Origin of the sequence: Bifidobacterium sp. B4142 (assembly GCF_026537325.1) — a bacterium.
Lineage (GTDB): Bacteria > Actinomycetota > Actinomycetes > Actinomycetales > Bifidobacteriaceae > Bombiscardovia.
On record NZ_JAFNMJ010000001.1, the window covers coordinates 769,875 to 792,577 of the forward strand.

The window sequence follows — 22,703 nt, forward strand, 5'->3', positions numbered from 1 at the left end:
GCCGTGTTCATACCAGATGGTTTTCGTAAGGGAAGACCACTGCTTGGACACGGTCGCGGGCATTGTTTTTCTGGAGAATGTGAGTGACATGGGTTTTCACCGTGGGCAGTGAGATCCCCAGATTGTCGGCAATCTCCTGGTTGCTCAGGCCTTGGGCTATGAGAGCCAGGACCTGCAACTCGCGATCAGTGAGCAGGTCCGCTTCGGGATCGCGATAGGTTGAGCCCGATGGCATGGATTTGGTCTCAGGCTTGTCATGAGCCATATGCTCGATTAGGCGTTTTGTAGCCGAAGGGGCGATGATCGCATTGCCCTGGTGAACTGTACGGATGGAGGACAAGAGGGTTTCAGGTTCGGTATCCTTGAGCAGAAATCCTGATGCGCCGGCTTTTATGGCAGCCATGACGTATTCTTCAAGATCGAAGGTGGTCAGCACAATGACCCTGGGCTCCGGACGGTCAGGCGACAGAGCAGTGATCCGGCGGGTGGCTGTCAAACCATCCATGCCGGGCATTCGGACATCCATGAGGATCACATCAGGCCGCAGGCGTGAAGCCAGGTCCACCGCTTGATCGCCGTCCGCGCCTTGGCCAACCACGGTCATGTCATCCTGGGAGCCGATGACCATGGCAAAGCCAGCCCGGACCAGATCCTGGTCATCCACGATGGCAACGCTGATGGGTTCGGTCCGTTCCATAACTGCCTGCTTCTTTCCGCTAGATGATGGTCAGCGCCACCATTCGATTTTATCTGAGTCGAGTGTGGCTAGGAATTGCGACTGGTCTCAATTTGTAGCCAAGGTAATCGCTGTCTGACTGAGTGTTGTCTAAGCAATGGCTGTCTGAGTGATTGTTACCGAAATAACTGTTGACGGAGCCACTACCAAATGGTGAAGTGATCCGCTTCTGTCGTTGATTCCTGGGCTGGGCTGATCTTCCGGTCCGTGATTCATAGAATGCTCGATTCTTCTGCTGGGCTCATTGCCTGCTGTGTTCATTTCCTGTGTATCCATTTCCTGTGTGCTCGCCATAGGAGGTGCACATCATCAAGAACGCTCATGTCTGCAGTCCGGTTGGTCCGATTGGACGCGCTTTGATTCCTTATCCTGTTGCGAATGTTGCGGAGGGTTGTCAAGCCGATCGTCAAGATCTACTGGCAAGGGTTTGGCTGGGTGAAGAGCCGGCAATGGTGCGGTCTTGTGGGTGGGATCGACCATATGGTTCCTGTCTGAATTGGTGCTCACGTCTGACACGTCGGTGGTGTCATTGTCTGAACGCAAATCAGTACTGGAACTGTGACGCAGGACAGTGAGCAGTTGTCGCATGCGAGCCAGGGCCTGGCGTCCTTGGGTTGCAATGTCGCCGAAGGCTTGCGCTACCTGTTCTGGGTGAGGGTCCACCTCCTTGGCTCGATAATCGTTCAACTCGGCGATGGCCTTGCCGGTGGATGCAATGACTGTATTCAGTGTGGCGGCCACCTCTACCTGCATGGTGGCGCCGATAAGTTCACGCTCTTGATTGGCTGCCAGAGCCTGGCTTTCCTGCAAGGTCTGGTTTAGCGCGCGCTCGCGCTCCTGCTGGAGAAGCAGAACCGAACCACGAGTGCGTCGGCGTGAGGCAATCAGAATGGTCAGCAGACAGATCAAGGCCGGCGCGGCCATCACTATGAAAAGCGCTAAATGGGATGCAGAAAAAGAGGCTTCTGCTGGTCCTTTTGTTATGTAGGACAAAATGGTGGGACACCCTTGGTTATTGACTGCACATCTGACAGTCCACAAAACCATATCTGTGATGACCGCGAACGGAACCCAGCGCCTGGTGGTGTCTTTACCGTAAACCATTGCTGAATAGACGGCGATTGGGGATAAGGCTGCAGCTTCTGGTAGCCAGGGCGAGAAAAGGAGCAGCAGGGCGGCAACTGCAGCTACTATGGCGGCGCAAATGCCGGGACGGACCCTGCGCACAATCAGGGGCAAAGCGATAGCTAGTGTGGCAATGATTCTTGCTGGCCGGCCTGGATCATATTGGGGAGTGACAGGTGCTATGGCAAGAGCTTGACCTGGATTTTCTACCAATACGATTCCGATTACCAGACCCAGGTCTGCCGTCAACGGATGGCGTTGGAACCAAACGAAGAGCGTGGAGACAATCGAACGCAAGGACCATTGCGTTTGTCGGTTGACGTGTATTCCTGCTTCAGGGTCGGGTTTTGGCGGAGCAGCAAAAGGAATCCGCGCCTGGAGGTGGTAACCGCCTTCTGGCTTGGGACCAGCTTGAAGGCTGCCACCCAGGGAAGTCAGTCGTTCGTGCATTCCCAAAAGGCCGAAATCTGAATGCTCAGGTCGATCCATCTGCGGCGGAGAATCTGAATTGGTAGTGGCATGGTCGAGCGGGTGGTCGTCAATGGTGAGGCACAGACCGTCTGTGAGCCACTGTTCTTCAATCAGCACATCCGAAGCCGGAGCGGCATGCTTGCGAACGTTGGTCAAGGCTTCTTGGAGGACCCGATAAGCAGTCATGGCGCGGCTGCGATCCAACTTTTCTGGGTGGGGTCGGCCTTCGAGGCGTCGGTTGAATTGAGATTCTGGCTGAGCAAGTTGGGCGGCATCTATCAAGTTTGTCCATGATTCGTAGCTGGTCGGCGGATTGCTTGAAGAGGTGGCATCTGAGGACCAAATACACGCATTGTCGGCCGTATCAACGTTAGCCTTGGCAGTGTTAGCAGCTGGAGTCTCTTTGCCTGTGTGAAGATAGTCGCTGGCTTGGCTTGGCTGAGTGCGATCCGTTCCGGGTGGATTCGGATCATGAGCGTTCGCGGATTGACGAGGGGAATTCGTTTGGGTGGTTGTTTGAGATTGGTCAAGGGTATGGATGTCGGCAGGGTCGGTTGGTGGTAGGGAAGACGGGTGTTGACCGGGAGGGGAATCCGCTGTTTTTTGGCTGGTTTCGGCCGCTGGGTTGGTCGGTGATTTGAGTTTGCCGAAGAGAGAGCTCAGCTCGCGTAGGGCGCGACGGCTCTCTTGATCGATGGTGCGCATAGTCTTGAGGGCTAGGCTCGCATCGGCAGTGGCTGCGTATCTGCCGGCATCGGCCTGCACGATGACGATGGACAGTGTGTGGGCGACGACATCATGCATGTCACGAGCTATGCGGGCCCGCTCAGCGCTGGCGGACAGGGCAGCGCTCTGTTCTGCCTGCAGGGCCAGAGCGTGGTTGCGTCGACGAGCCTCGTCAAGGGCATCTCGCCTGGTCCGCGTCCAGTAGGCTGCGACGATGGCTACGAGCAGTAAAAGCCCTTCGATCAGAAAATTCGATAGGAAGGTGGTCGCCAGTTCTCTGAATGAGATCGGCCACATAGAGGTGAGGTTCGGCTGTGCTCTTCCCGGAGGCAGAAACCCCAAATCGACCAATGTGAAGATAAGGCTGGACAAGGGCGTCATGACCCAGGCCAAGGTCAGGTAGAGTCGACGCAAGGATGGGCGTCCGTAGAGCAGACAGGAATAGACCATAACCAGGCAGACTGCATGGGCGGGCATGATGGCTGGTCCCAAGAAAAGCTGAGCCAGAGCCACAGCAACGAAGAGCCAGGCTGCCAGGTCGGGGAATCGACGACGGATAACGGCAGGGGTTATGAGCAGGACCGTCCACATCAGGGTTAGGTTTTCCTGCAAGGGGATCAGGGCTCCATCTTTGAGATTGGCGGTGGAGCCGCTCACTAGAAGCAACAGAAGGATGGCGAAGAGAGCGTCAGTCAGCAGCGTTCGATTGTTGGACCTGGTGATTGGTCGCTGCGCTGTTTGACTGACTGTGTTCATGGAATGAACACTATTCGGGGGCGGAGGGAGGTGCCATCAGTCCGAGGGATGATGTGGTCAAATGTGGGCCCAGGCTGTCTCAAAGTGGATAAGTCGGAGCAGTCGCAATCGGAAGTGGGTGCTGAATGGCGAGTCGGAAGATAGTGAGTCGGAAGATGGCGGCTTTGCAGATGGCGATTGCCGTTATCGGTCTAGCCGCTTTGGCTTTGGGAGGCCTAGTACCGTTCCTTGCCGTGGTGCTGTACATGCATTCTTATGTACACGCATTCTTACATGGAATGGCTTTCTGCATAGCATGCACGGCCGAGACGTATGCGTACCCCAATGCACGTCCCAACCCTTGGAGGGCTTTAACTGGCAATAAGTATGGATTCTGTGCTTGGATTCAACAGGCAGTGAGAGCGGATCGCAGACTTGCGCTCAGTCGGCAATGAGTTTGGGTTCCATATGGATTCCACATTTGTGCTCAACCGGCAATTGGCAACCGGCAACAAGTATGCACCCCATATCCATCCATCCAGCCTGTATTCCACAGATACCAGTCAGGCCGACGAATCGTCGTGCATTCTGCAACGGTTCGTCGGCCTGACAACGCAGGGGAGGGCACCCAATCTCAGGAGAAGCGCAGCCGAATCTGCTCGGCCGTGCCGTAGGAGGCCTGCGCCCCCTGTCCGGTGGCAGCGTAGGCGGAGACGTAGGAGGCCAGCTGGGCGGCCTGCACCAGGGTCATGTCGGAGGCCAGGCCGGCCAGCACGGTGCCCATAAAGGCGTCCCCGCAGCCGGTGGTGTCCACGGCGTCTACATGCACGGCGTGAATCCGGTAGGTCTGGCCCTGGTCCAGCACCATGGATCCCTCGCCGCCCAGGGTGACGATGGCCCGGTGGAAGCCGAAGTCCTGCATGGTCTGGTTGATCCGGTCCCAGTCGGCCCCCAGCCAGTCGCCGTTCTCGGGCTCGTCGATGCCCAGCAGCTGGGCCATCTCATGCTCGTTGACCAGGATCAGGTCCGAGTTGGCGATCAGGTCGGCGGGCAGGTCGGCGCGGAAGGGGGAGTCGTTGAGCAGCACGGTCATGCCTGCCTCGTGGCCCATGCGCGCGACCTCGGTGACCGTCTCGATGGGGCTCTCCAGGCACAGGCCCAGCACCTTGGCCGAGGTCAGGGCCTGGCGGGAGCGGTGGGCGTAGTCCACATCCACCTTGCCGTTGGAGCCGGGGGAGTAGACGATGGTGTTCTCGCCGCGCGCGTCCACGGTGATGACTGTGGTTCCGCTGGCTCCCGGCACGGTCATCACATGGGAGACGTCCACCCCGGCGTTGCCCAGCTGCCCCAGCAGGAAGTCGGCGTTGGAGTCGGATCCCACGGCCCCGAAGAGCCTGACCTGCGCGCCGATGCGGGCCGCGGTCGCCGCCTGGTTGGCCGACTTGCCCCCGGGCAGCACCTGCAGGGGACCCCCGTTGATGGTCTCGCCGGGCTTGGGCAGCCGGTCGGTGTTGACGGTGTAGTCCGCATTCATGGACCCGACCACCGAGATGGATCCCGTGATGGTATCCAGTCCCTTGAGCACCTGGTCGGGTGCCGCCGCCATATCTTGAATCATGTTTCTCCGTTCCTTGATGAGCTTGTCCGCCTTGATGATCACGCTGTGACAGGTTCAGGGATCCTGGCCGGTGTGTGCGGGCGGGCGACCCACCGAGGCGCAGTGGCGGTAGCTGGTCTGCAACCGGACCGACCGCACGGGCGAGCCTGCCATCAGAGCCAGGAGCATGTCCACGCAGCGGGTCCCCATGGTGTCGATCTGCTGGGAGATGGTCGACACGGCCGGGGTCAGGATGCGGAAGACGGGCAGGTCGTCGAAGGTGATCATGGACAGGTCCTCGCCGATGCCGATTCCTTGGGACTGGGCCGTTTTGATGGCGCGTATGGCATCCAGGGAGGATCCGAAGAGCACGCCGGTGATGCCCTGCCGGGCCCAGAGGTCGATCATGTCGGGGTCGAAGGTGCCGGGCTCTACTTGGTCGGACAGGGGGTCGTCCATGCCCTCGATGTCTGCCAGCAGGTCCCGGTAGACGTTCAGGCGTTCGCGGAAGGTGGCCGATTCCTTGAGGGGCCCGGGCACCAGGGTGATGCGTCGGTGGCCTTCGGCGTGCAGATCTTTAAGGGCCTGCCTCAGGCCGGGCTCGGGGTCGGCGTCCACGCAGGGGATGGTCCGTCCGTCGCGTCCGGCGGCACCCTCGGCGGCACGGTCCACGCAGACCAGGGGCAGTCCGCGTCTGGTCAGCTCCTCCAGGGTGTGCGAGGAACGCGGCCCGGGCACGATGATGGCTCCGTCGATGTGTTGGCCCAGTAGGTTGCGCACCTGGGCCCGGTCCTCGCCGGGGTCGCCCTGGGTGGAGGTGCAGATCAGGGTCTGGAAGCCATGGTTGAGCAGCTGGCCCTGGATCAGGTAGGCCAGGTCCGCGAAGTAGGAGTTGCGGATGTCGGGGATGAGCAGGCCGATGGTGCGCGAGTGTGCGGAGTGCATGGATCGGGCCCGGGAGTCCGGCACATAGTGCAGGTCGTGGATGACCTGGTTGATGCGCTGTCGTGTGGCGGGGGAGATGCGCCCGGAGTCGTTGAGGGCTCGGGAGACCGTCGATACGGAGACTCCGGCCCGTTGGGCCACATCCCTGATCGTCGCGTACGCCATCATGGCCTTTCGTCGAAGTGGTCGGCCGCCGGGCCGGACTGCCGACCTCGGCGGTTGCCTGACCGCCGCCATGGGCAGGCGAACGGTTCTGACAGCCTTCAGTTATATCAGTGCGGTAACGATACCGCAACTTTCACAGCATGGCCCGTCGAGGCTTGGCTTTGAGTGAAGGCGAGCGAGGTTGAATGCTCGGGGATGAAGCTGCTGTTTGCGCGATTATGCTGGGATAGGGAGATGGACAGCGGCCGGGCTGGCTGGAGGCTGTTGAGCCTTTTGGCTGGCCTGGCCGTGTTTCCCTCCTCTCCCGGGCGGGGGCGGGGGCGTGCATGCCTGCCCTCGGCTTCCGCCTGCAGAAGTGTGGTGGGGGCGCGGGAGGAGGTGTCGGCTCTCTTGAGGTTTGAGCCTTGATTGGCGTTTCCTCCCTGCTCCCCCTGTATGGGCCGGGGGCGGGGGGATTGATACGCCGCCCGGCCGTTCTTACTCGTGCGAAGTGTGTAGCAGTTGGCGTTGTTCCCTTCTGTGGCGGCGTGAGGCGAGGACCCCGCCCATGCCGGTCATGCCCGTGGCGAGGGCGAGCAGGATGCCTTCCCCGCCTGCCTTGGGGAGCACGCCTGCAGGCAGGTACGTGTACCTGAGGGAGGTGTCGGGCGTTTGGGGTGCGCCGCCCAGCGTGTAGTCCACGCTGACTGTGACCGTGCCCGGCTGGTGTGCGGGCGTTGTCACGCTGACGCTGCTGCCGTCGCCGCGCGTCAAACCTGATACGGGTGTCTGGTCGAATCTGACGCCGGTGATCACCAGCTGCAGGTTGAACGCCACCGGCACAGGAGCCGACTTGGTGTTTGTGGTGCCGTCGCCGAGCTGGCCATTGTCGTTCCATCCCCAGGCGTAGGCGTTCCCGTCGCTGCCCACGGCCAGCGAATGATGGAATCCGCCGCTCACCTGTGTGGCTTTCAGTCCTATGCTCTTGTCGGTGGGGTTGGCGGGGTCGCGCACGCGCGGAGGAACAGGATTCACGTCACCGTACCAGCTGACAGTGTTGTTGCCGAGCGGGCCATCCTGGTTGCATCCCCATGCCCAGGTGTTTCCGTCGCTGCCCACGGCCAGCGAATGATCGTTCCCGGCGCTGACCTGTGTGTAGGTGAGATCCGCGGTCGTGTCTGTAGGCTTCCCTACTTTGACCGGCGTAGTACGGCTGGTGTCTGTCCCGTCGCCGAGCTGGCCATCGCCGTTGTCTCCCCAGGCGTAGGCGTTGCCGTCGCTGCCCAGGGCCAGCGAATGCCGACTTCTGGCGCTGACTTGCACGTAGGTGAAGTCCGCGGGTGTGCCTTCAGGCTTGCTCACCTTGACCGGTGTAGTCCTTTGAGTGGTTGTCCCGTCGCCGAGTTGGCCATACCAGTTGTCTCCCCATGCGTAGGCGTTCTCGTCGCTGCCCACAGCCAAGGAAAAACCATAGGATCTCCTACTGTCGTATGATGATCCGCTGACCTGGCTGAACCTGATGCCTCGGCTGGTGTCTGGCGGGGTGAGGATGGTGGTTTCGTTGCCGAGCCGGCTGCCCTGGTCGGGGTTGATTTTCCATGTATTGTTGGGGTCTTTGAAGGTCCATTTGGCGGTCAGGGTCAGATCCTTGGTGACGGGTTTGCTGAAGTCGTAGGCGACTTCGCCGGTGAACCATCCGTCGAACTGGTAGCCCTCACGCGCAGGGTCGGGGGAGGGCCGCTTCGCCCTGCCGTTCGGGGTCGGGAATTCCTGGTTTGCTGGTTCGGGTTTTCCTCCGTCCGTGTCGAAGTGGACCGTAAACGTGGATTTTTGCTCAGTGCCTCTGGTCAGCGTCTGGTCGACGGTGTAGTTGAGGTTTTTGGTGAAGGGCTGGCCGTCCTGTCTGCCGGCGAGTGTGATGGTGGCTTGTCCCGGCTTGTGGGCGGGTATGTCTGTCTGCCAGGCGTCGTTGTTCTTGGTGAGGTTGAGCGGCTGGCTGTCCATGCCGGCTGATTCCAGTGTGGGTGCCTATGCGGTGTCGGGTCTTGCCGGCTGGCCGCGCTTGCCTTGCCCGTCCAGGCTCCACGTGAGTATGTTGCCCTTCGTGCTGATGGCGGTGATCCTGCTGCCTGTCTTGACGGCTTGCATGTAGTGCTGGTTCCCGTCGTCCGCTCGGGTGAGTGTTTCGCCTGGCTTCCAGGCCCAGAGGTGGCCGTTCGTGTCGGTGATGACGGCCTGTCTGTCGTTGGCGCTGATCGAGTTGGCTTTCATGCGTTCCGGCAGGCTGACCGCTGTGGGGCTGGTCGTGTTGTCGGCCAGGTAATGGATCTGCCTTTCTGCGTCCAGGAGGAGGAACCCCTGGTCGAGGGCCTGGGCCTGGAGAATGCGCATGCCCGGGTCCTGCCTGATGCGTTCGGGTTCGACGTTGCCGGTGTTGCTCGCATGCCAGGTCCAGGCCTGCCCGTCCGCGTCCAGGGTGAGGGTCCGGCTGCTGGTGGCGGCCGAGAGTACTGCCTGAGCCTGACCGGGCAGGTCGACTGTGGCTTGTTCTGTGGGTTTCATGTTCGGACCGTCGGTTTGGCTGGCCTGGTAGGCGTGGACCTGTCCCTGCCGGTCGACGGCCAGCAGCCGGCCGCCGTTGATGCTGATGCTGGTGAACTTGGTGTTCTGGCCGGTATCAAGAATCGTGGGTGTCGCTTGTCCGCGGGTCCAGGTGTATATCTGCTGGTCGGATCCGAGGGCGGCCTGCCATCGGCTGCCGGCTGCAACCTGCAGGTAGCGGAACCCGCCGGGAGCCTGGGCAGGAGTGGGAACCTGCATGGGTGTGTTGTCCTGCGTCCATGTGTAGATGCGGCCGTCGCCGGTCAGGCCTACGATCTCGTTTCCTGCGCTTTGGATGCTGGTGTAGTAGGGTTCCTGCGGGCTGGGTGGGCTGATGGTCAGCCGGGCGCCGGAGGCGGGCCCGTGGTCCGGATTCAGCGTCCAGTCCGTGGTCTTCGACCATTGGGCTGTCAGGGTGGTGTCCTGGAGGATGGGGGTCTGGAAGTCGAAAGGCTGGCCGTCGAGTGTTCACCCGTCGAACCGGAAGCCTTGACGTTGCGGATTGTGTTGCGGGGGAGTGGCGAGGGTGCCGGTTTTCACGGTTGACTGTGTTGGCTTGCTGCCGTCGTCGGGGTCGAAGCGCACCATGTGCGGAGTTTGATCATCACTATCGGATGGCTTGGTTGAAGCGGATCATGTGGTGTCAGGCGTTCCGGTCGGCGATGACGGGGTGTTTGGGCTTGGTGTCGTGGTGCTTAACGGTGAGGAAGGTGTCAGTGGTGATGGTGTGGGTAGTGGCGTGCTGGTTGCGTTGCTGTGGAGAGTGGCGGGAGTTTGCTCAGATACACGAGGGGTCTGAAGCCCCCCTGTGAGGATAGGAGCGTCCGACTGGGCGATGCGATGCCCAGGCCTGCCAGCAGGCCCAGCAGGACGATCATCATCACCATGATGCGACGCAGTTGGGAAACCAGGTGCATGACTTGTAAACCCCTTCACCAAACACCAAGCGAAGCCAACAGCTCGCTGATAAATGTCGTCTTTTTTCGGAAAGCTGTCCTTTCTTTCAACGCCGGATCTGTACCGGATCGCAGGAACCATGGCGGAAGCCAGCCGTCTTTTCGTTACCCCTGTTTTTCACCATACCACCCATCCGGCAAACAATACACATAAACTAGCTCAGCAGTCCCGTGACAATAATCATCCTCAGTTGGTGGAATGCTGTTGTTCAAAGCAATTATGCCAAGCCGTGAGGCAAGGATGAGAGCTGAGCTGGCTTGGAGTCATGTGACCTTAGTGAGTCTGGCCACGTCAATATCTGTCTCAGGCGGAAACGAGAGCGGCTCGCCCGTATTGTCGTCGATAGAAGTGTGGTGGGGGCGCAGGAGGAGTGTCGGCTCCTTGGGGATTGAGCCTTGTATGACACTTTCCTCCATGCGCCCCCATTGAGGCGGGTGGACGGGAATTGACCCATCTACCGGCCTTCTTACTCGTGTGAAGTATGTAGGAGTTGCTGCGTTTCTCGCCTATGGCGGCGGGATGCCAGAACCCCACCCATGCCCGTCATGCCGGTGGCCAGGGCCAGCAGAATGCCCTCACCGCCGGCCTGAGGGAGCACGCCTGCAGGTGTGTACGTGTATCTGAGGGACGTGTCGGTCAGTGTGTTTCCCGCGCCGCCCATCGTGTAGTCCACGCTGACCGTGACCGTGCCTGGCAGATGTGCAGGCGTGAGCACTGTGACGCTGTTGCTGTTGCTGACAGGAGTCAGATGTGTGCCGGGGCTGGTGTCGAACTTGGCTGCGGCGATCACCGGTTGCAGGTTGAACATCACCGACACGGGAGCTAACTTACCGTTAGTGGTGCCGTCGCCGAGCCGACCGTTTCCGTTGTTTCCCCATGCGTACACGTATCCGTCACTGCCCACGGCCAGCGAATGCCAGTATCCAGCACTGATCTGTGTGGCTTTTAATCCTTTGCTCGTATCAGTGGGGTTGGCGGGGTCACGCACGGGCACAGGAACATACGAATCCGTTTTTGTGTTGTTACCGAGCTGACCATACCAGTTGTATCCCCAGGAGTATGCATATCCGTCACTGCCCAGAGCCAGCGAATGCCAGTATCCGGCGCTGACCTGTGAGGCTTTCAGTCCTTTGCTCGTATCAGTAGGGTTGGCGGGGTCGCACACGCGCACAGGAAAAGGATTTCCACCGTAGCTGTCGTTGATGGTGTTGTTACCGAGTTGGCCCTTGACGTTCCATCCCCAGGCGTATGCATATCCGTCGCTGCCCACGGCCATTGAATGATCGTATCCGGCGCTGATCTGTATGGCTTTCAGCCCTATACTCTCATCAGCAGGGCTGTCGGGAGTGCGCACGAGTACCGGGAAAGGCGAATACTCACTGGAACCGCTGGTGTTGTTGCCGAGTTGGCCATACCAGTTCCATCCCCAGGCGTATGCGTATCCGTCGCTGCTTAGAGCCAGCGAATGCCAATATCCTGCGCTGACTTGTACGGCCTTTAGTCCTCTGCTCTCGTCAGTAGGGCTGCCGGGGTCGCGTACGCGCACAGGAACATGCGAATCCGTTTTCGTGTTGTTGCCGAGTTGGCCCCAATTGTTGTTTCCCCAAGTGTAGACGTATCCGTCGCTGCCCACGGCCAACGAATGCCGACCTCCGGCGCTGACCTGTACGTAGGTGAAATTCGTTGGCAGATCTGGATACGTCTTGCGATCAGGTTTCTGTACCATGACCGGCGTATATCTGGAGTTTTTGGCCGTCCCGTCGCCGAGCTGGCCATACGTGTTGTCTCCCCAGGCGTACGCGTTCCCGTCGCTGCCCACAGCCAGGGAGAATGAACCAGTGTTTGAGCTGCTGATCTGGTTGAACTTGATACCGTTTGTATTGGTTGGTGGGGTAATGGTGGTCCTTTCACCGCCGATTTGGCTGCCCGTATCAGGGCTTATTGTCCATTTGTTTGACGACCAATGTGCAGTAAGTCTGAGGTCCTTGGTGACGGGCTTGCTGAAGTCGTAGGCGACTTCGCCTATGAACCATCCGTAGAACTGGTAACCAGCGCGCGTCGGGTCGGGGGAGGGCCGCTTCACCCTACCGTACGGGTAGCCGACTTGCTGGGGTTCCGGTGCCTGGCCTCCTCCGGCTGTATCAAAAGTGACCGTGTGGGTGGAACCCTGTTGGACATCCCTTAACAGCGGCCGATCGACGGTGTACTTGAGGCTCCTGGTGAATGGCTGGCCATCTTGTCTGCCTGTGATAGTGATGATGACTGGTCCGGGCTTATGGGCTGGAGCTTCTACCTGCCAGGTGTCGTCTGTTTTGCTGAGCGTCAATGCCTGGCCGCTCATGCTGGCTGATTCTAGTGTGAACGTTGTGATAGTGGCGATTCTTGCAGGCTTGCCCTGATCACTGTGAGGGTTCAGGCCCCAGGTGAACAAGTTGCCTTGCCCGTCTATGGCAGTGATCCTGCTGCCGGCTTCGGCGGCCTGCATGTACTGCTGGCTCCCGTTGTCCATACGCATGGGTGCTTCGCCCGGCTTCCAGGCCCAAAGGTGGCCGTCCGTGTCGGTGATGACGGCCTGGCTATCGTTGGCGCTGATCGAGTTGGCTTTCATGCGTTCCGGCAGGCTGACCGCTGTCGAACTGGTCGCGCTGTCAGCCAGGTAATTGATCTGCCTTTCTGCGTCCAGGAGGAGGAACTCTTGGTTGAGGGCTTGGGCTTGGATGATGCGCATGCCCGGGTTTTGTTTGATGCGTTCGGGTTTGATGTTGCCGGTGTTGCTCGTGTCCCAGGTCCAGGCTTGCCCGTCCGAGTCCAGGGCGAGGATCCGGCTGCTGGAGGCGACGGCTGTGACGGATTGCGTCTTTCCGGGCAGGCTGGTTGCTGCCTGCTCTATACATTTCGTGTTCGGGTTCGGGTTCTGACCGGACTGGTAGGTGTGGATCTGTCCTTGCCGGTCAACGGCCAGCAGCCGGTCGTCGTTGATGCTGATGCTGGTGAATTTGGTGTTCTTGCTGGTCTCGAGGATGGTGGGCGTGGGCTGTCCGTTGGTCCAGGTGTATATCTGCTGGTCGGATCCGAGAGCAGCTTGCCATTGGCTGTCGGCTGCGGCCTGCAGGTAGTGGAACCCGTTGGGAGCCTGGGTGGGGAGAGGAAATTGTACGGGTGTGCCGTCTTGCGTCCAGGTGTAGATGTGGCCGTCCCCGGTCAGACCGATAAACCGGTCTCCTGCGCTTTGGATGCTGGTGTAGTAGGGTTCCCGCGGGCTGGGCAGGTTGATGGTCAGCCGGGCGCCGGAGGCGGGCCCGTGGTCAGGGCTCAGTGTCCAGTCCGTGATTTTCGTCCATTGGGCTTTCAGGGTGGTGTCCTGGAGGATGGGGGTCTGGAAGTCGAAGGGCTGGCCGTCACGTGTCCATCCGTCGAATCGGAAGCCTTGACGTTGCGGGTTCTGTTGCGGGGGAGTGGCGAGGGTGCCGGTTTTCACGGTTGATTGTGTTGGCTTGCTTTCGTCGGCTGGGTCGAAGCGCACCATGTGCGAAGCTTGATCATCCGTCTTATCGGATGGCTTGGTTGAAGCGGATCCTGTGTTGCCTGGGCTGCTTGTCGGCGATGACGGGGTGTCCGGGTTTGGTGTGGTGGTGCTTAATGGTGAGGAAGGTGTCAGCGGTGATGGTTTGGGTAGTGGTGTGCTGGTTGCGTTGCTGGGGAGAGTGCCGGGGGTTTGGTTAGCTACGCGAGGGGTCTGACGACCCCCCCCCCCCCGGTGAGTATGGGAGCGTCCGCCTGGGCGGATGCGACGCCCAAGCCTGCCAGCAGGCTCATCAGGACGGTCATCATCGCCAGGATGCGACGCAGACGGGAAACCAGATGCATGAAACCAAAACCCCTTCACCAAACACCAAGCGGAATCAGAACCGCTTACCGAATAAAGTTCTGTCTGTCGGAAAGCCACCCATTGCTCAACGTCAGTCCGTGCAACAGATTGCACGAATCCTGACGCAAGCCAGTCGTCTTCTCGACGTCCCCCGCTTTTCACCCTACCACCCAGCCCGCCAACAACACACAAGCCAGGTCCAACCGCCCGGAGACAATGAACCCGACTGATCTCAAAGAAAGGAGCCAGCGCATGACCAACCAGGGATACTATCTGCCGGGACTCTACGTTCGGGAGGGGTCCATCCCCGTTCCCTTGGACTGGGCGGGCAGTGAACCTGGCGTCTGGCGAGCCGAAGACCATTCGGACCAGGCGGTCATCCGCTGCTTCTACCGCGTGGTCTGCGCACCCGAGCACATCCACGACGACCTGCCGCTGCTGGTCTACCTGCAGGGCGGACCCGGCTCGGGCGCCCCACGGCCGCTGAACGCCACTGCCGACGGGTGGATGGCCGAGGCTTTACGCCACTTCAGCATTGTCCTGCCCGACCAGCGGGGTACAGGCCGGTCCAGCGCCATCGACGGCTCCACCATGGCCTCCCTAGGCGAGCCCCGGGCCCAGGCCGACTATCTGAAGCATTTTCTGGCGGACTCCATCATCCGGGACTTCGAGCACCTGCGTCGTACGGTCTTCGCCGGCCGTCCCTGGGTGGCCCTTGGACAGAGTTTCGGCGGCTTCCTGACCCTGGCCTACCTGTCGAACTTCCCGCAAGGGCTTGCTGCGGCCTTCACTGCCGGGGGCGTGCCGCACATCCTCACGGATGCCTATGAGCTCTTCTCCCACACATTCGCCAAAATGGCCCAACGGTCCCAGGCTTTCTACCAGCGCTATCCGGGGGATCAAGACCGTGTGGCAGCTATTGCCGACCGGCTGGCCCAGGGCGATGTGGTCCTGCCCGGCGGCGACCCCCTGAGTGTGGAGCGGCTGCAGACTCTGGGCGCGGACCTGGGCAAGAGCGGCGGGTTCGAGCGCCTTCACTGGCTGCTGGACACGGCCTTCCTGGATGGCGACGGCAGCCTGCCCGTTTCCAGTGCTAGCAGCTCCCGGGCCACCCTCTCGCAGACTTTCCTGGAGGGGGTGCGGGCGGCCACCTCGGTCAGCCCGCTCTACTGGCCCCTGCAGGAGTTCATCTACGCCGACGGGAACTGCGGCCCCCTGCGCTGGGCAGGGCAGCGGGTGCGCGACACCCGCCCCGAATTCGACACCGCTGCCCGCCCGCTCATGTTCACCGGGGAGGCGATCTTCCCCTGGATGTTCGAGCAGGAGGCGGCCCTGCGCCCCTTCGGCCCGGCGGTCAGCCTGCTCATGGAGGAGGGTTCCTGGGGTCACCTGTACGATCCCGAGCGCCTGGCCGACAATCAGGTTCCCCTGCAGGCCGCGGTCTATGCCGACGACCTTTATGTGCCCTCCGAGCTCCAGCTGGACACTCTCTCGCGCGTGGGCCACGCCCATGCCTGGGTGACCAACGAGTTCGAGCACGACGGCCTGCACGGGGACAGGGTCTTCGCCCACCTCTACCGGCTGGCCCTGGGGCGCGGCGATCTGGAGGGGCTCTTCCCGGCGCGCGGCTAGACTTGAGGGCATGAACACGGACTCATTGACTCTCGGATTCATCGGATACGGCAACATGGCCCAGGCCATGGCCCAGGGGCTGGTCGACGCTGGTGTGCTGCCCGGCGGCCGGATTGTGGCCTGCGCAGCCCACTATGACCGGCTGGTGGGGCGTGCGGCGCAGCTGGGTGTGCGGCCCATGCACTCAGGCACCGAGGTGGCTGCGGCCGCCGACCTGGTGGTTCTGGCCGTCAAACCGGGGCAGGTGGCCCAGGTCTGCGAGCCTATCCGCCATGAGCTGGCTGACCCGGATCGCATGGTCCTCTCGGTGGTGGGCGGCATGACCCTTGAGGACTATGCCGACATTCTGGCGGAGGGCACCCACCTGATCTGCGCCGTTCCCAACACCCCCATTTCAGTAGGGCAAGGGATTCTGATCACCCAGGAGGACGACACCCTGACCGACCAGCAGCGGGAGCTCTTTACCCGGGTCTTCGACCCGGTGGCCATGATCGAGCGGCTGCCCCGGGAGCTGGTCTCGGTGGGCACGACCATCGCCGGATGCGCGCCCGCCTACACGGCCATGTACATGGAGGCCTTGGCCGATGCCGGGGTGGAGCATGGGCTGCCCAGGCAGGCGGCCTACCGGCTGGCGGCGCGAATGGTGGAGGGGACAGGAGCCCTCTACATGTCCACCGGCACCAACCCCGGGGCCATGAAGGACGCGGTCTGCTCGCCGGGCGGAACCACCATCAAGGGGGTCGCCTCCTTGGAGAAGCACGGCTTCCGTGGAGCGGTCATCGAAGCCATCGATGCGGTGGAGCGCGGCGACTGAGCCTGCCATCCTGAGGGGAGCCACGCCGGGGGCAGTCCGGGCAATAGACTGGTGGATATGTCGTTAACCATAGGAATCGTCGGGCTGCCCAACGTCGGCAAGTCCACACTCTTCAACGCCCTCACCCGCAACAACGTTTTGGCGGAGAACTACCCTTTCGCCACCATCGAGCCCAACACCGGCATCGTGCCCCTGCCCGACGACCGGCTGCCCGTCTTGGCTAAGTTGGTCCACACAGACAAGATTGTGCCCGCCACGGTCACCTTCGTGGACATCGCCGGCATCGTCAAGGGGGCCTCGGAGGGGGAGGGGCTCGGCAACCAGTTCCTGGCCAACATCCGCGAGGCCGACGCCATCTGCGAGGTGGTACGCGCCTTCAATGACGACGATATCGTCCACGTCAACGGCAAGGTGGATCCGGCCGACGACATCGACACCATCAACACCGAACTGATCCTGGCCGACATGCAGACCATCGACAAGGCCCTGCCCAAGCTGGAGAAGGACCAGCGCGGGGGCAAGATCAAGCCTGCCTACCTGGACACCGTCCGCAAGGCCAAGGAGATTCTGGGCCAGGGTCGCACCATCGACCAGGCGGCCAAGGCCGGTGACATCGACAAGGACGAGCTCTACGACCTGCATCTGATGACCGCCAAGCCATTCATATACGTCTTCAACGTGGACGACGACGAGCTGCAGAACGAGGACTTGAAGAAGCAGCTGGCCGACTCCGTGGCTCCCGCGCCTGCCATCTTCCTCAACGCCCAGTTCGAGTCCGAGCTGACCGAGCTTGACGAGGCGGACGCCCGCGAGATGCTGACCGATGCCGGGCTTACGGAGTCCGGCCTGGACCAGTTGGCCCGGGTGGGCTTCGACATTCTTGGCCTGCAGACCTTCCTGACCGCCGGGGTCAAAGAGGTGCGCGCTTGGCAGATCCACCAGGGCTGGACCGCCCCGCAGGCTGCCGGTGTCATCCACACCGACTTCGAGAAGGGTTTCATCAAGGCCGAGGTGGTCTCCTACGACGACTTCGTGGCCGCCGACGGCTCCTACGCCAAGGTGCGCGAGGAGGGCAAGATGCGCCTTGAGGGCAAGGACTACGTCATGCAGGACGGCGACATCGTAGAGTTCAAGACCGGCATACCCTCCGGTTCCAAGAAGTGAGCGCCAAGCCAGGGTTCGCCATTCGCCGGGGTCGTGGGCTGCCGCTGATCTTTGCGCATGGGTCCGGTGTGGACCACCACATCTTCGACGACCTGGATCCCGTATTCGAGCGGGTGGGCGGCTTCGAGCGGATCTATCTGGACCAGCCCGGCTTCGGCCGCACGCCGCCCGACCCGTCCATCCTCGACCTGGACGGTCTGGCCCGGTGGCTGAATGACCAGGTGGACATTTTCAGTGGCGGTGGCCCTTTCGCCTTGGTGGGCAACTCCATGGGCGGGCTGCTCAGCCGTCATGCCGCCGCCGGTCGACTGGAGCGCTGCCGGGGGATGGCCCTGCTCTCCTCGGTGGTCGACCCTGTGACCGCCCACAGGCGCCTGCCCCCACGTCAGGTGCTGATCCGGGACGACCAGGGACTGGCCGACGTGGACGAGTTCACCAGGCATGCCTACCGGCAGATGGCCGTGGTGGAGTCCCGGAAGCACCTGGAGGCCTACCAACGGACCATCATGCCCGGTATTCGTTCTGCCGATGCCGATACGGTGGCTCGAATGGAGGGGCACTATCAGCTGGATATGGACTTCGACCAGGTCTGGTCCGGATTCATGGCCCCTGTGCTCTTTGTCTGTGGACGCCAGGACGACCGTGTGGGCTACCTGGACCAGTTCGACCTGGCCTGCCGCTTCCCTCGAGCCTCCTACTCGGTGCTGGATCGGGCCGGCCATAATGTGCAGATCGAGCAGAACGCCTTGGTTTGTGACCTGCTGGAGGACTGGGCCAGGCAGGTGCTGAAAGGCTGAGTCTCTCCCGGTTTCGTCTGCCATTACAATGAACTGTGCATACAGGTTCGTTCAATGGCGACGAAGGGGAAGGACATGGCTGTCTGGGGATTGGATGGCGAACGCCTTAAGCGGCGTGCGCTCGCCATGCTCCGTTGGTTGCAGGACCCTGTCCGCCGCACGCCTGTGGTAGTGACAAGCGCCCTGCTGACGCTGTTGCTGACAGTCCTGATCGTCAACCTGTTCCAGCCGGTGGATGCGGCTCATGCGGAACGAACCACAGCTGCGAGCGCTTCGAGCACATCCACCGTTTCGGTCAGACGATTCCCCAAGGCACATCATCCCGGCAAATCTGCCTCCTCCTCTTCATCAACCACAAAGAATCAGACAAAGCAGCAGAAGCCAGACCCTGCTGCTACTTCCGCTCATCCTGTCGATTGGCTCAAGCCTTCCGAGCAGGTTGATTACCCGGATCCTGCAGCCCATCCTGGCCTATCCTTGGAGGTCAGCCTTCAGGACCAGCGGGTCTATGTGCGCGACGGGTCTGAACTGCTCTACTCCATGTACGCCTCGACGGGCATGGATGACTCCACGCCCAGGGGTAGCTTCCGCATCCAGGCCGAGCGCGGCGACCACTTCTACAATCCCGGCGAGGGGATGGGCGCCCGCTACTACACCAGTTTTCTGAACCACGGGGTCTTCCTCTTCCATTCGGTTCCCACCGATTCCAAGGGCGGATACATCAAGGAGGAGGCCGATATGCTGGGCATCCGCCCTGGCTCCCACGGCTGCATCCGACTGACGGTGCCCGACGCTCGATGGATCATGCAGTCCGTGCCCACCGGCACGCCCGTCCTGGTCAAGTGAATCCAGTCGGTGCCGGAACAGCTGCGTCCAAAATGTGACCATTCGCCGTCGTGCCTGCCCTCGGTTTTCTAACTTTGCCCTACCACAGAGAGAGCTATCGAGAGGAAGTGGTCAGGAATAATGCAAAAGGTGCAGCGGTTCAGTGACTGGTTGACTAAGTGGTTCATCCTGGTGGTCCTAGCCTGGGCCGCCATGAATTTCTTCGTCCCGCAGATGAGCATTTGGGCCCGCAGCTACACCAACTACTTCCTGAGCATTATCCTCTTCGGTATGGGGCTGACCCTGAGCCTGGACGATTTCAAGCGAATCATCAAAATGCCGCTCATGGTCATCGTCGGCACCGTGGCCCACTACCTGATCATGCCCCTGTTGGCCGTGCTGCTCTGCCGCATCTTCCGCTTGGACGGCATGATCGCCGTGGGAGTCATCCTGGTGGGCTGCTGCCCCTCGGGGACCTCCTCCAACGTCATGTCCTATCTGTCGCGCGGCGATGTGGCCCTGGACGTGTCAATAGGCCTGCTCTCCACCCTGTGTGCGCCCTTCATGATCCCCATGCTGATGAACCTGCTGGCCAGCCAGTATGTGGCCATCCCTACCAAGCAGCTCTTCCTGACCGCCCTTGAGGTTGTGCTGATCCCTATCGCCCTGGGCCTGGCCGTCCACGCCTTATTCAAGGAAAAGGTGCAGAAGGTGACCGTGGCTCTGCCGGCAGTCTCGCAGATCGCCATCCTGGTCATCATCGGCGTGGTCGTCTCCGTCAACCACGCCAAGCTCTTCACCGCCGCCACCGCCCTGGTCCTGCCGGTGGTCATGCTCCACAACCTGTGCGGGTACGGGCTGGGCTTCCTCTTCAGCCGGCTCATGTACCGCATCTACCCGAAGGGGTTCCGCTACGCCCAGCAGAAGGCCATCACCTTCGAGGTGGGCATGCAGGATTCAGGACTGGGCGCGACCCTGGCCCTGCAGGCCTTCGCCGCCGACCCGATTGTGGCCATCCCGTCCACTTTCTTCAGCGTCTGGCACAACATCTCCGGTTCGGTGCTGTCCGCCTGGTGGCGTCGGCATGACGACCGGCTGGGGATTGCTGCCGACTCCGCCCAGGGTCGTCCCGAGTCGGCTCGTGCCTGATTCTCGAACACCTTTCTTGCTGGCTGGGTCTCTGCTACATGCCTGGTCCGGCCAGCAGGAAGCCCAGGGCCGTCAACAGAGGCGGCAGGAAGATCGATGCCGCTAAATAGCCCAGGGCTTCCAGATGTCGCCTCTGCCCAGCCAGGGCCAACACTTCGTTGACTGCTGTCGAGAAAGTGGAGAAGCCGCCCAGCAGTCCTGTGGCCAGCAGCAGCCGCCCCCAGGCAGGCAGTCCGTGGAAGGCGGCAAGGGCGGCCACCAGCCCTGCAGCCAATCCGGCCAGCAGGTTGATGATCATGGTTGACAGGGGCAGGTCCACCTTCCAGCGGGCCTTGACCAGGGTGTCCAGCAGGTAGCGCAGTCCGGCCCCCAGGCCGCCGCACAGGCAGATCAGCAATGTAAATGTAATGGTCATCGCCCACCTGCCTGGATGTGTGCAGCGAGTTGCGCTCCCAGCGCGGCCATGGCCCAGGAAACCAGGAGGCCACCGGCAAAGGAGACCAGCAGGTAGGCAACCGTTGCCTGAGCTTGACCGCCCGACAGGCCCTGGACCAGTTCCAGCGAGAGGGTGGACATGGTCGACAGGCCTCCGCACAGACCCATGCCCAGGCCCTTGTTGGCCAGCTGCCTTCGGCGTGCATGTGCGCTTTTTGGCAGCCCGGCCAGGAAGGCGGTTAGCAGGGCATAGCCTGCGCAGGCGATCAGATTGGCCAGGAGGGTTCCCGGATGCAGTGGGCCGCTCTGGCCCGGCAGGAGGCTCAAGGCGTACCGGCAGCCGGTGCCCAGTGCTCCGCCCAGCATCACCGCCAGGGTTGTGGCCATATCAGGTCCAGTAGGGGGTTTGGTCATTGAAAGTCTCGGTTCCCGACGGATCAACGTCCGCAGGGTGGGGCTGAACGGCATGCGCCTGCACCCGGCCCGCAGACGGGGGCGTCGAATCATGGTGCAGGAACTATCAGCAGTTTGCAGTTCGGGGCTCTAGCCCCGGGCGGGTTCCATCGCCCGAGGCTCATTTTAGGAGAACAAGGGGACCGCAGCCGCCACAGCTGTCGTGACTGCTCACTCGGTGTGGTTCTCCGGGTCCAGGGTCAGCCGGTCGTCGTCGGCATCGTAGTCAAAGAGCTCCCCGTATCGACCCCAGGTTATGGCCGTGTCGAACTGCTGGACGGCCTCCTTGTCCGAGTGGTGGGCTCTCAGCAGGTCCAGAATCAGGGAGCCGTGCAGGCTCTTGTCGTCGCTGTTCTTCAGGGCCCGGTCGATGATGCGGATCAGCGGAACATGAGCCATCAGCATTCGGGAAAACATCTCCTTGCTCTCCAGGATGTCCGCGTCGTTCCAGGCTCGGCCCTGGTCGGTCAGGCTGACGTGCCCGTTGTCGGCCTGGAAGATGCCCAGCATGAGTCCGGCATCGATCAGCGGGAAGAGGTCGTCCACCTCGAAGGAGAGCTTGGCGGCCAGGTCGGCCAGGTCCATGCCGTTGGGCTGGTTGACCATGACGTCGGCCAGGCCGGCCAGGCCGCCGGGTGTGGCGTCGGGCAGGTTGCGTTCAGTGATGTCCTCGTCCCGTACCGAGTCCCGCACGGCCTGACGGTTGCGCACCTTGGTCTGTAGACGGCGGCGGATGTCCTCGCTGTCACGCCGGCCGGTGAGGATGGAATAGAGGTAGTCCACGCAGGACTGGAAGAGGTCGGACTGCTTGTCCCGAGGCCTGTCCAGATGGATGGGCACGTCTGCGATGACCCGGCCGGGATGCGAGTCCAGGACCAGAACCCGGTCGGCCATCTCTACGGCCTCCTCAATGTTATGGGTGACGATCAGCACCGACTTGACGCTGCCTGCCTCCTCCGACCAGACCTTGAGGACCTCCTGCCGCAGATTCTCGGCTGTCAGCACGTCCAGGGCCGAGAAGGGCTCATCCATGAAGAGGGCGTCTGGCTTGAGGACCAGGGCCCGGGCGATGCCCACGCGCTGTCGCATGCCACCGGAAAGCTCCTTGGGGTAGGCGCTTTCGAAGCCGTCCAGGCCGATGGCGTCGATGGCGGCCAGGGAAAGGCTCTCGCGCTTTTTCCTGGGCACCCCCCGGGCCTGCAGACCCAGCTCAACGTTGTTCTTGACGGTCAGCCAGGGCATCAGGGCGAAGCTCTGGAAGACCAGGGCCACGCCGGGGTTGGGCCCGTCCAGCTGCCTGCCCCGGTATTCGACGCTGCCCTTGCTGGCCGGTACCAAGCCGGCCAGAATGCGCAGCAGGGTGGACTTGCCGGCGCCTGAGCGGCCCAGGATGGCCACCACCTCGCCCTCGTGCAGAGTGAAGTCGATGTTGTCGAGGACAGTCAGTTCCGCGCCCTTGTCGGACTGGTAGGTCTTGGTCACGTGCTCGGCCGTGATGATCCCGTTGGAATTGATCTTGGTCATTGTCG

17 protein-coding genes and 1 riboswitch are annotated in these 22,703 nt (G+C 61.7%); of the genes, 6 read left to right on the plus strand and 11 right to left on the minus strand.

The genetic code is table 11. The features are described 5' to 3' along the window. Positions 1-7: 7 nt before the first annotated feature. The 8 genes from J3U06_RS03505 to J3U06_RS03535 form a co-directional block, all read right to left on the minus strand. Positions 8-697: a response regulator gene (locus tag J3U06_RS03505; RefSeq protein WP_267430418.1), complete on the minus strand. Its 690-nt coding sequence runs from the start codon at positions 695-697 to the stop codon at positions 8-10. A 348-nt stretch (positions 698-1,045) separates the two neighbouring features. After that, the gene (locus tag J3U06_RS03510) at positions 1,046-3,439 is read right to left on the minus strand and encodes a sensor histidine kinase (RefSeq protein ID WP_267444338.1); all 2,394 of its coding nucleotides are present in this window, start codon (positions 3,437-3,439) and stop codon (positions 1,046-1,048) included. A 988-nt stretch (positions 3,440-4,427) separates the two neighbouring features. After that, positions 4,428-5,411, minus strand: coding sequence for a ribokinase (locus J3U06_RS03515; RefSeq protein WP_416378813.1), 984 nt, complete (start codon positions 5,409-5,411; stop codon positions 4,428-4,430). A 54-nt stretch (positions 5,412-5,465) separates the two neighbouring features. Next, positions 5,466-6,503: a LacI family DNA-binding transcriptional regulator gene (locus J3U06_RS03520; protein ID WP_267430420.1), complete on the minus strand. Its 1,038-nt coding sequence runs from the start codon at positions 6,501-6,503 to the stop codon at positions 5,466-5,468. Positions 6,504-6,977: 474 nt separating this feature from the next. Then, positions 6,978-8,483, minus strand: coding sequence for an InlB B-repeat-containing protein (locus J3U06_RS09330; RefSeq protein WP_324123861.1), 1,506 nt, complete (start codon positions 8,481-8,483; stop codon positions 6,978-6,980). 24 nt (positions 8,484-8,507) lie between these two features. Next, positions 8,508-9,299: a hypothetical protein gene (locus J3U06_RS09335; RefSeq protein ID WP_324123862.1), complete on the minus strand. Its 792-nt coding sequence runs from the start codon at positions 9,297-9,299 to the stop codon at positions 8,508-8,510. A 1,204-nt stretch (positions 9,300-10,503) separates the two neighbouring features. Then, positions 10,504-13,563 carry an InlB B-repeat-containing protein gene (locus J3U06_RS03530; protein WP_267444339.1) on the minus strand — a complete coding sequence of 1,020 codons (3,060 nt, stop codon included), beginning with the start codon at positions 13,561-13,563 and terminating at the stop codon, positions 10,504-10,506. Between the two features lie 197 nt (positions 13,564-13,760). Then, positions 13,761-13,904 (minus strand): hypothetical protein, encoded by a 144-nt coding sequence (locus J3U06_RS03535; protein ID WP_267444340.1) that lies wholly within the window; start codon positions 13,902-13,904, stop codon positions 13,761-13,763. Between the two features lie 253 nt (positions 13,905-14,157). On the opposite strand from J3U06_RS03535, the gene J3U06_RS03540 reads away from it, so the two are divergent. The 6 genes from J3U06_RS03540 (at position 14,158) to J3U06_RS03565 (ending at position 20,286) form a co-directional block, all read left to right on the plus strand. Then, complete coding sequence (locus tag J3U06_RS03540; RefSeq protein WP_267444341.1) at positions 14,158-15,537, plus strand: alpha/beta fold hydrolase; 1,380 nt, start codon at positions 14,158-14,160, stop codon at positions 15,535-15,537. 10 nt (positions 15,538-15,547) lie between these two features. Further along, positions 15,548-16,351 (plus strand): pyrroline-5-carboxylate reductase, encoded by an 804-nt coding sequence (gene proC, locus J3U06_RS03545; protein ID WP_267399761.1) that lies wholly within the window; start codon positions 15,548-15,550, stop codon positions 16,349-16,351. A gap of 57 nt (positions 16,352-16,408) precedes the next feature. Then, on the plus strand, positions 16,409-17,515 hold the full coding sequence (ychF, locus tag J3U06_RS03550) for a redox-regulated ATPase YchF (protein ID WP_254477376.1): 1,107 nt from the start codon (positions 16,409-16,411) through the stop codon (positions 17,513-17,515). After that, complete coding sequence (locus tag J3U06_RS03555) at positions 17,512-18,312, plus strand: alpha/beta fold hydrolase (RefSeq protein ID WP_267430424.1); 801 nt, start codon at positions 17,512-17,514, stop codon at positions 18,310-18,312. Before ychF ends, J3U06_RS03555 begins: the two co-directional genes overlap by 4 nt. A 54-nt stretch (positions 18,313-18,366) precedes the next feature. Continuing rightward, positions 18,367-19,158, plus strand: coding sequence for a L,D-transpeptidase (locus J3U06_RS03560; RefSeq protein ID WP_267444342.1), 792 nt, complete (start codon positions 18,367-18,369; stop codon positions 19,156-19,158). A 120-nt stretch (positions 19,159-19,278) separates the two neighbouring features. Then, positions 19,279-20,286, plus strand: coding sequence for a bile acid:sodium symporter family protein (locus J3U06_RS03565; protein WP_267444343.1), 1,008 nt, complete (start codon positions 19,279-19,281; stop codon positions 20,284-20,286). 34 nt (positions 20,287-20,320) lie between these two features. Here J3U06_RS03565 and J3U06_RS03570 read toward each other — a convergent pair whose 3' ends face one another. The 3 genes from J3U06_RS03570 to J3U06_RS03580 form a co-directional block, all read right to left on the minus strand. Continuing rightward, positions 20,321-20,701 (minus strand): fluoride efflux transporter FluC, encoded by a 381-nt coding sequence (locus J3U06_RS03570; RefSeq protein WP_267444344.1) that lies wholly within the window; start codon positions 20,699-20,701, stop codon positions 20,321-20,323. Continuing rightward, positions 20,698-21,108 carry a FluC/FEX family fluoride channel gene (locus J3U06_RS03575; protein ID WP_267430428.1) on the minus strand — a complete coding sequence of 137 codons (411 nt, stop codon included), beginning with the start codon at positions 21,106-21,108 and terminating at the stop codon, positions 20,698-20,700. The genes J3U06_RS03570 and J3U06_RS03575 overlap by 4 nt, the downstream gene beginning before the upstream one ends. Before the next feature lie 117 nt (positions 21,109-21,225). Continuing rightward, a riboswitch (Fluoride riboswitch) is annotated at positions 21,226-21,298 on the minus strand. Between the two features lie 47 nt (positions 21,299-21,345). After that, positions 21,346-22,698 carry a nitrate/sulfonate/bicarbonate ABC transporter ATP-binding protein gene (locus tag J3U06_RS03580; protein ID WP_416378814.1) on the minus strand — a complete coding sequence of 451 codons (1,353 nt, stop codon included), beginning with the start codon at positions 22,696-22,698 and terminating at the stop codon, positions 21,346-21,348. Between the last annotated feature and the right edge of the window lie 5 nt (positions 22,699-22,703).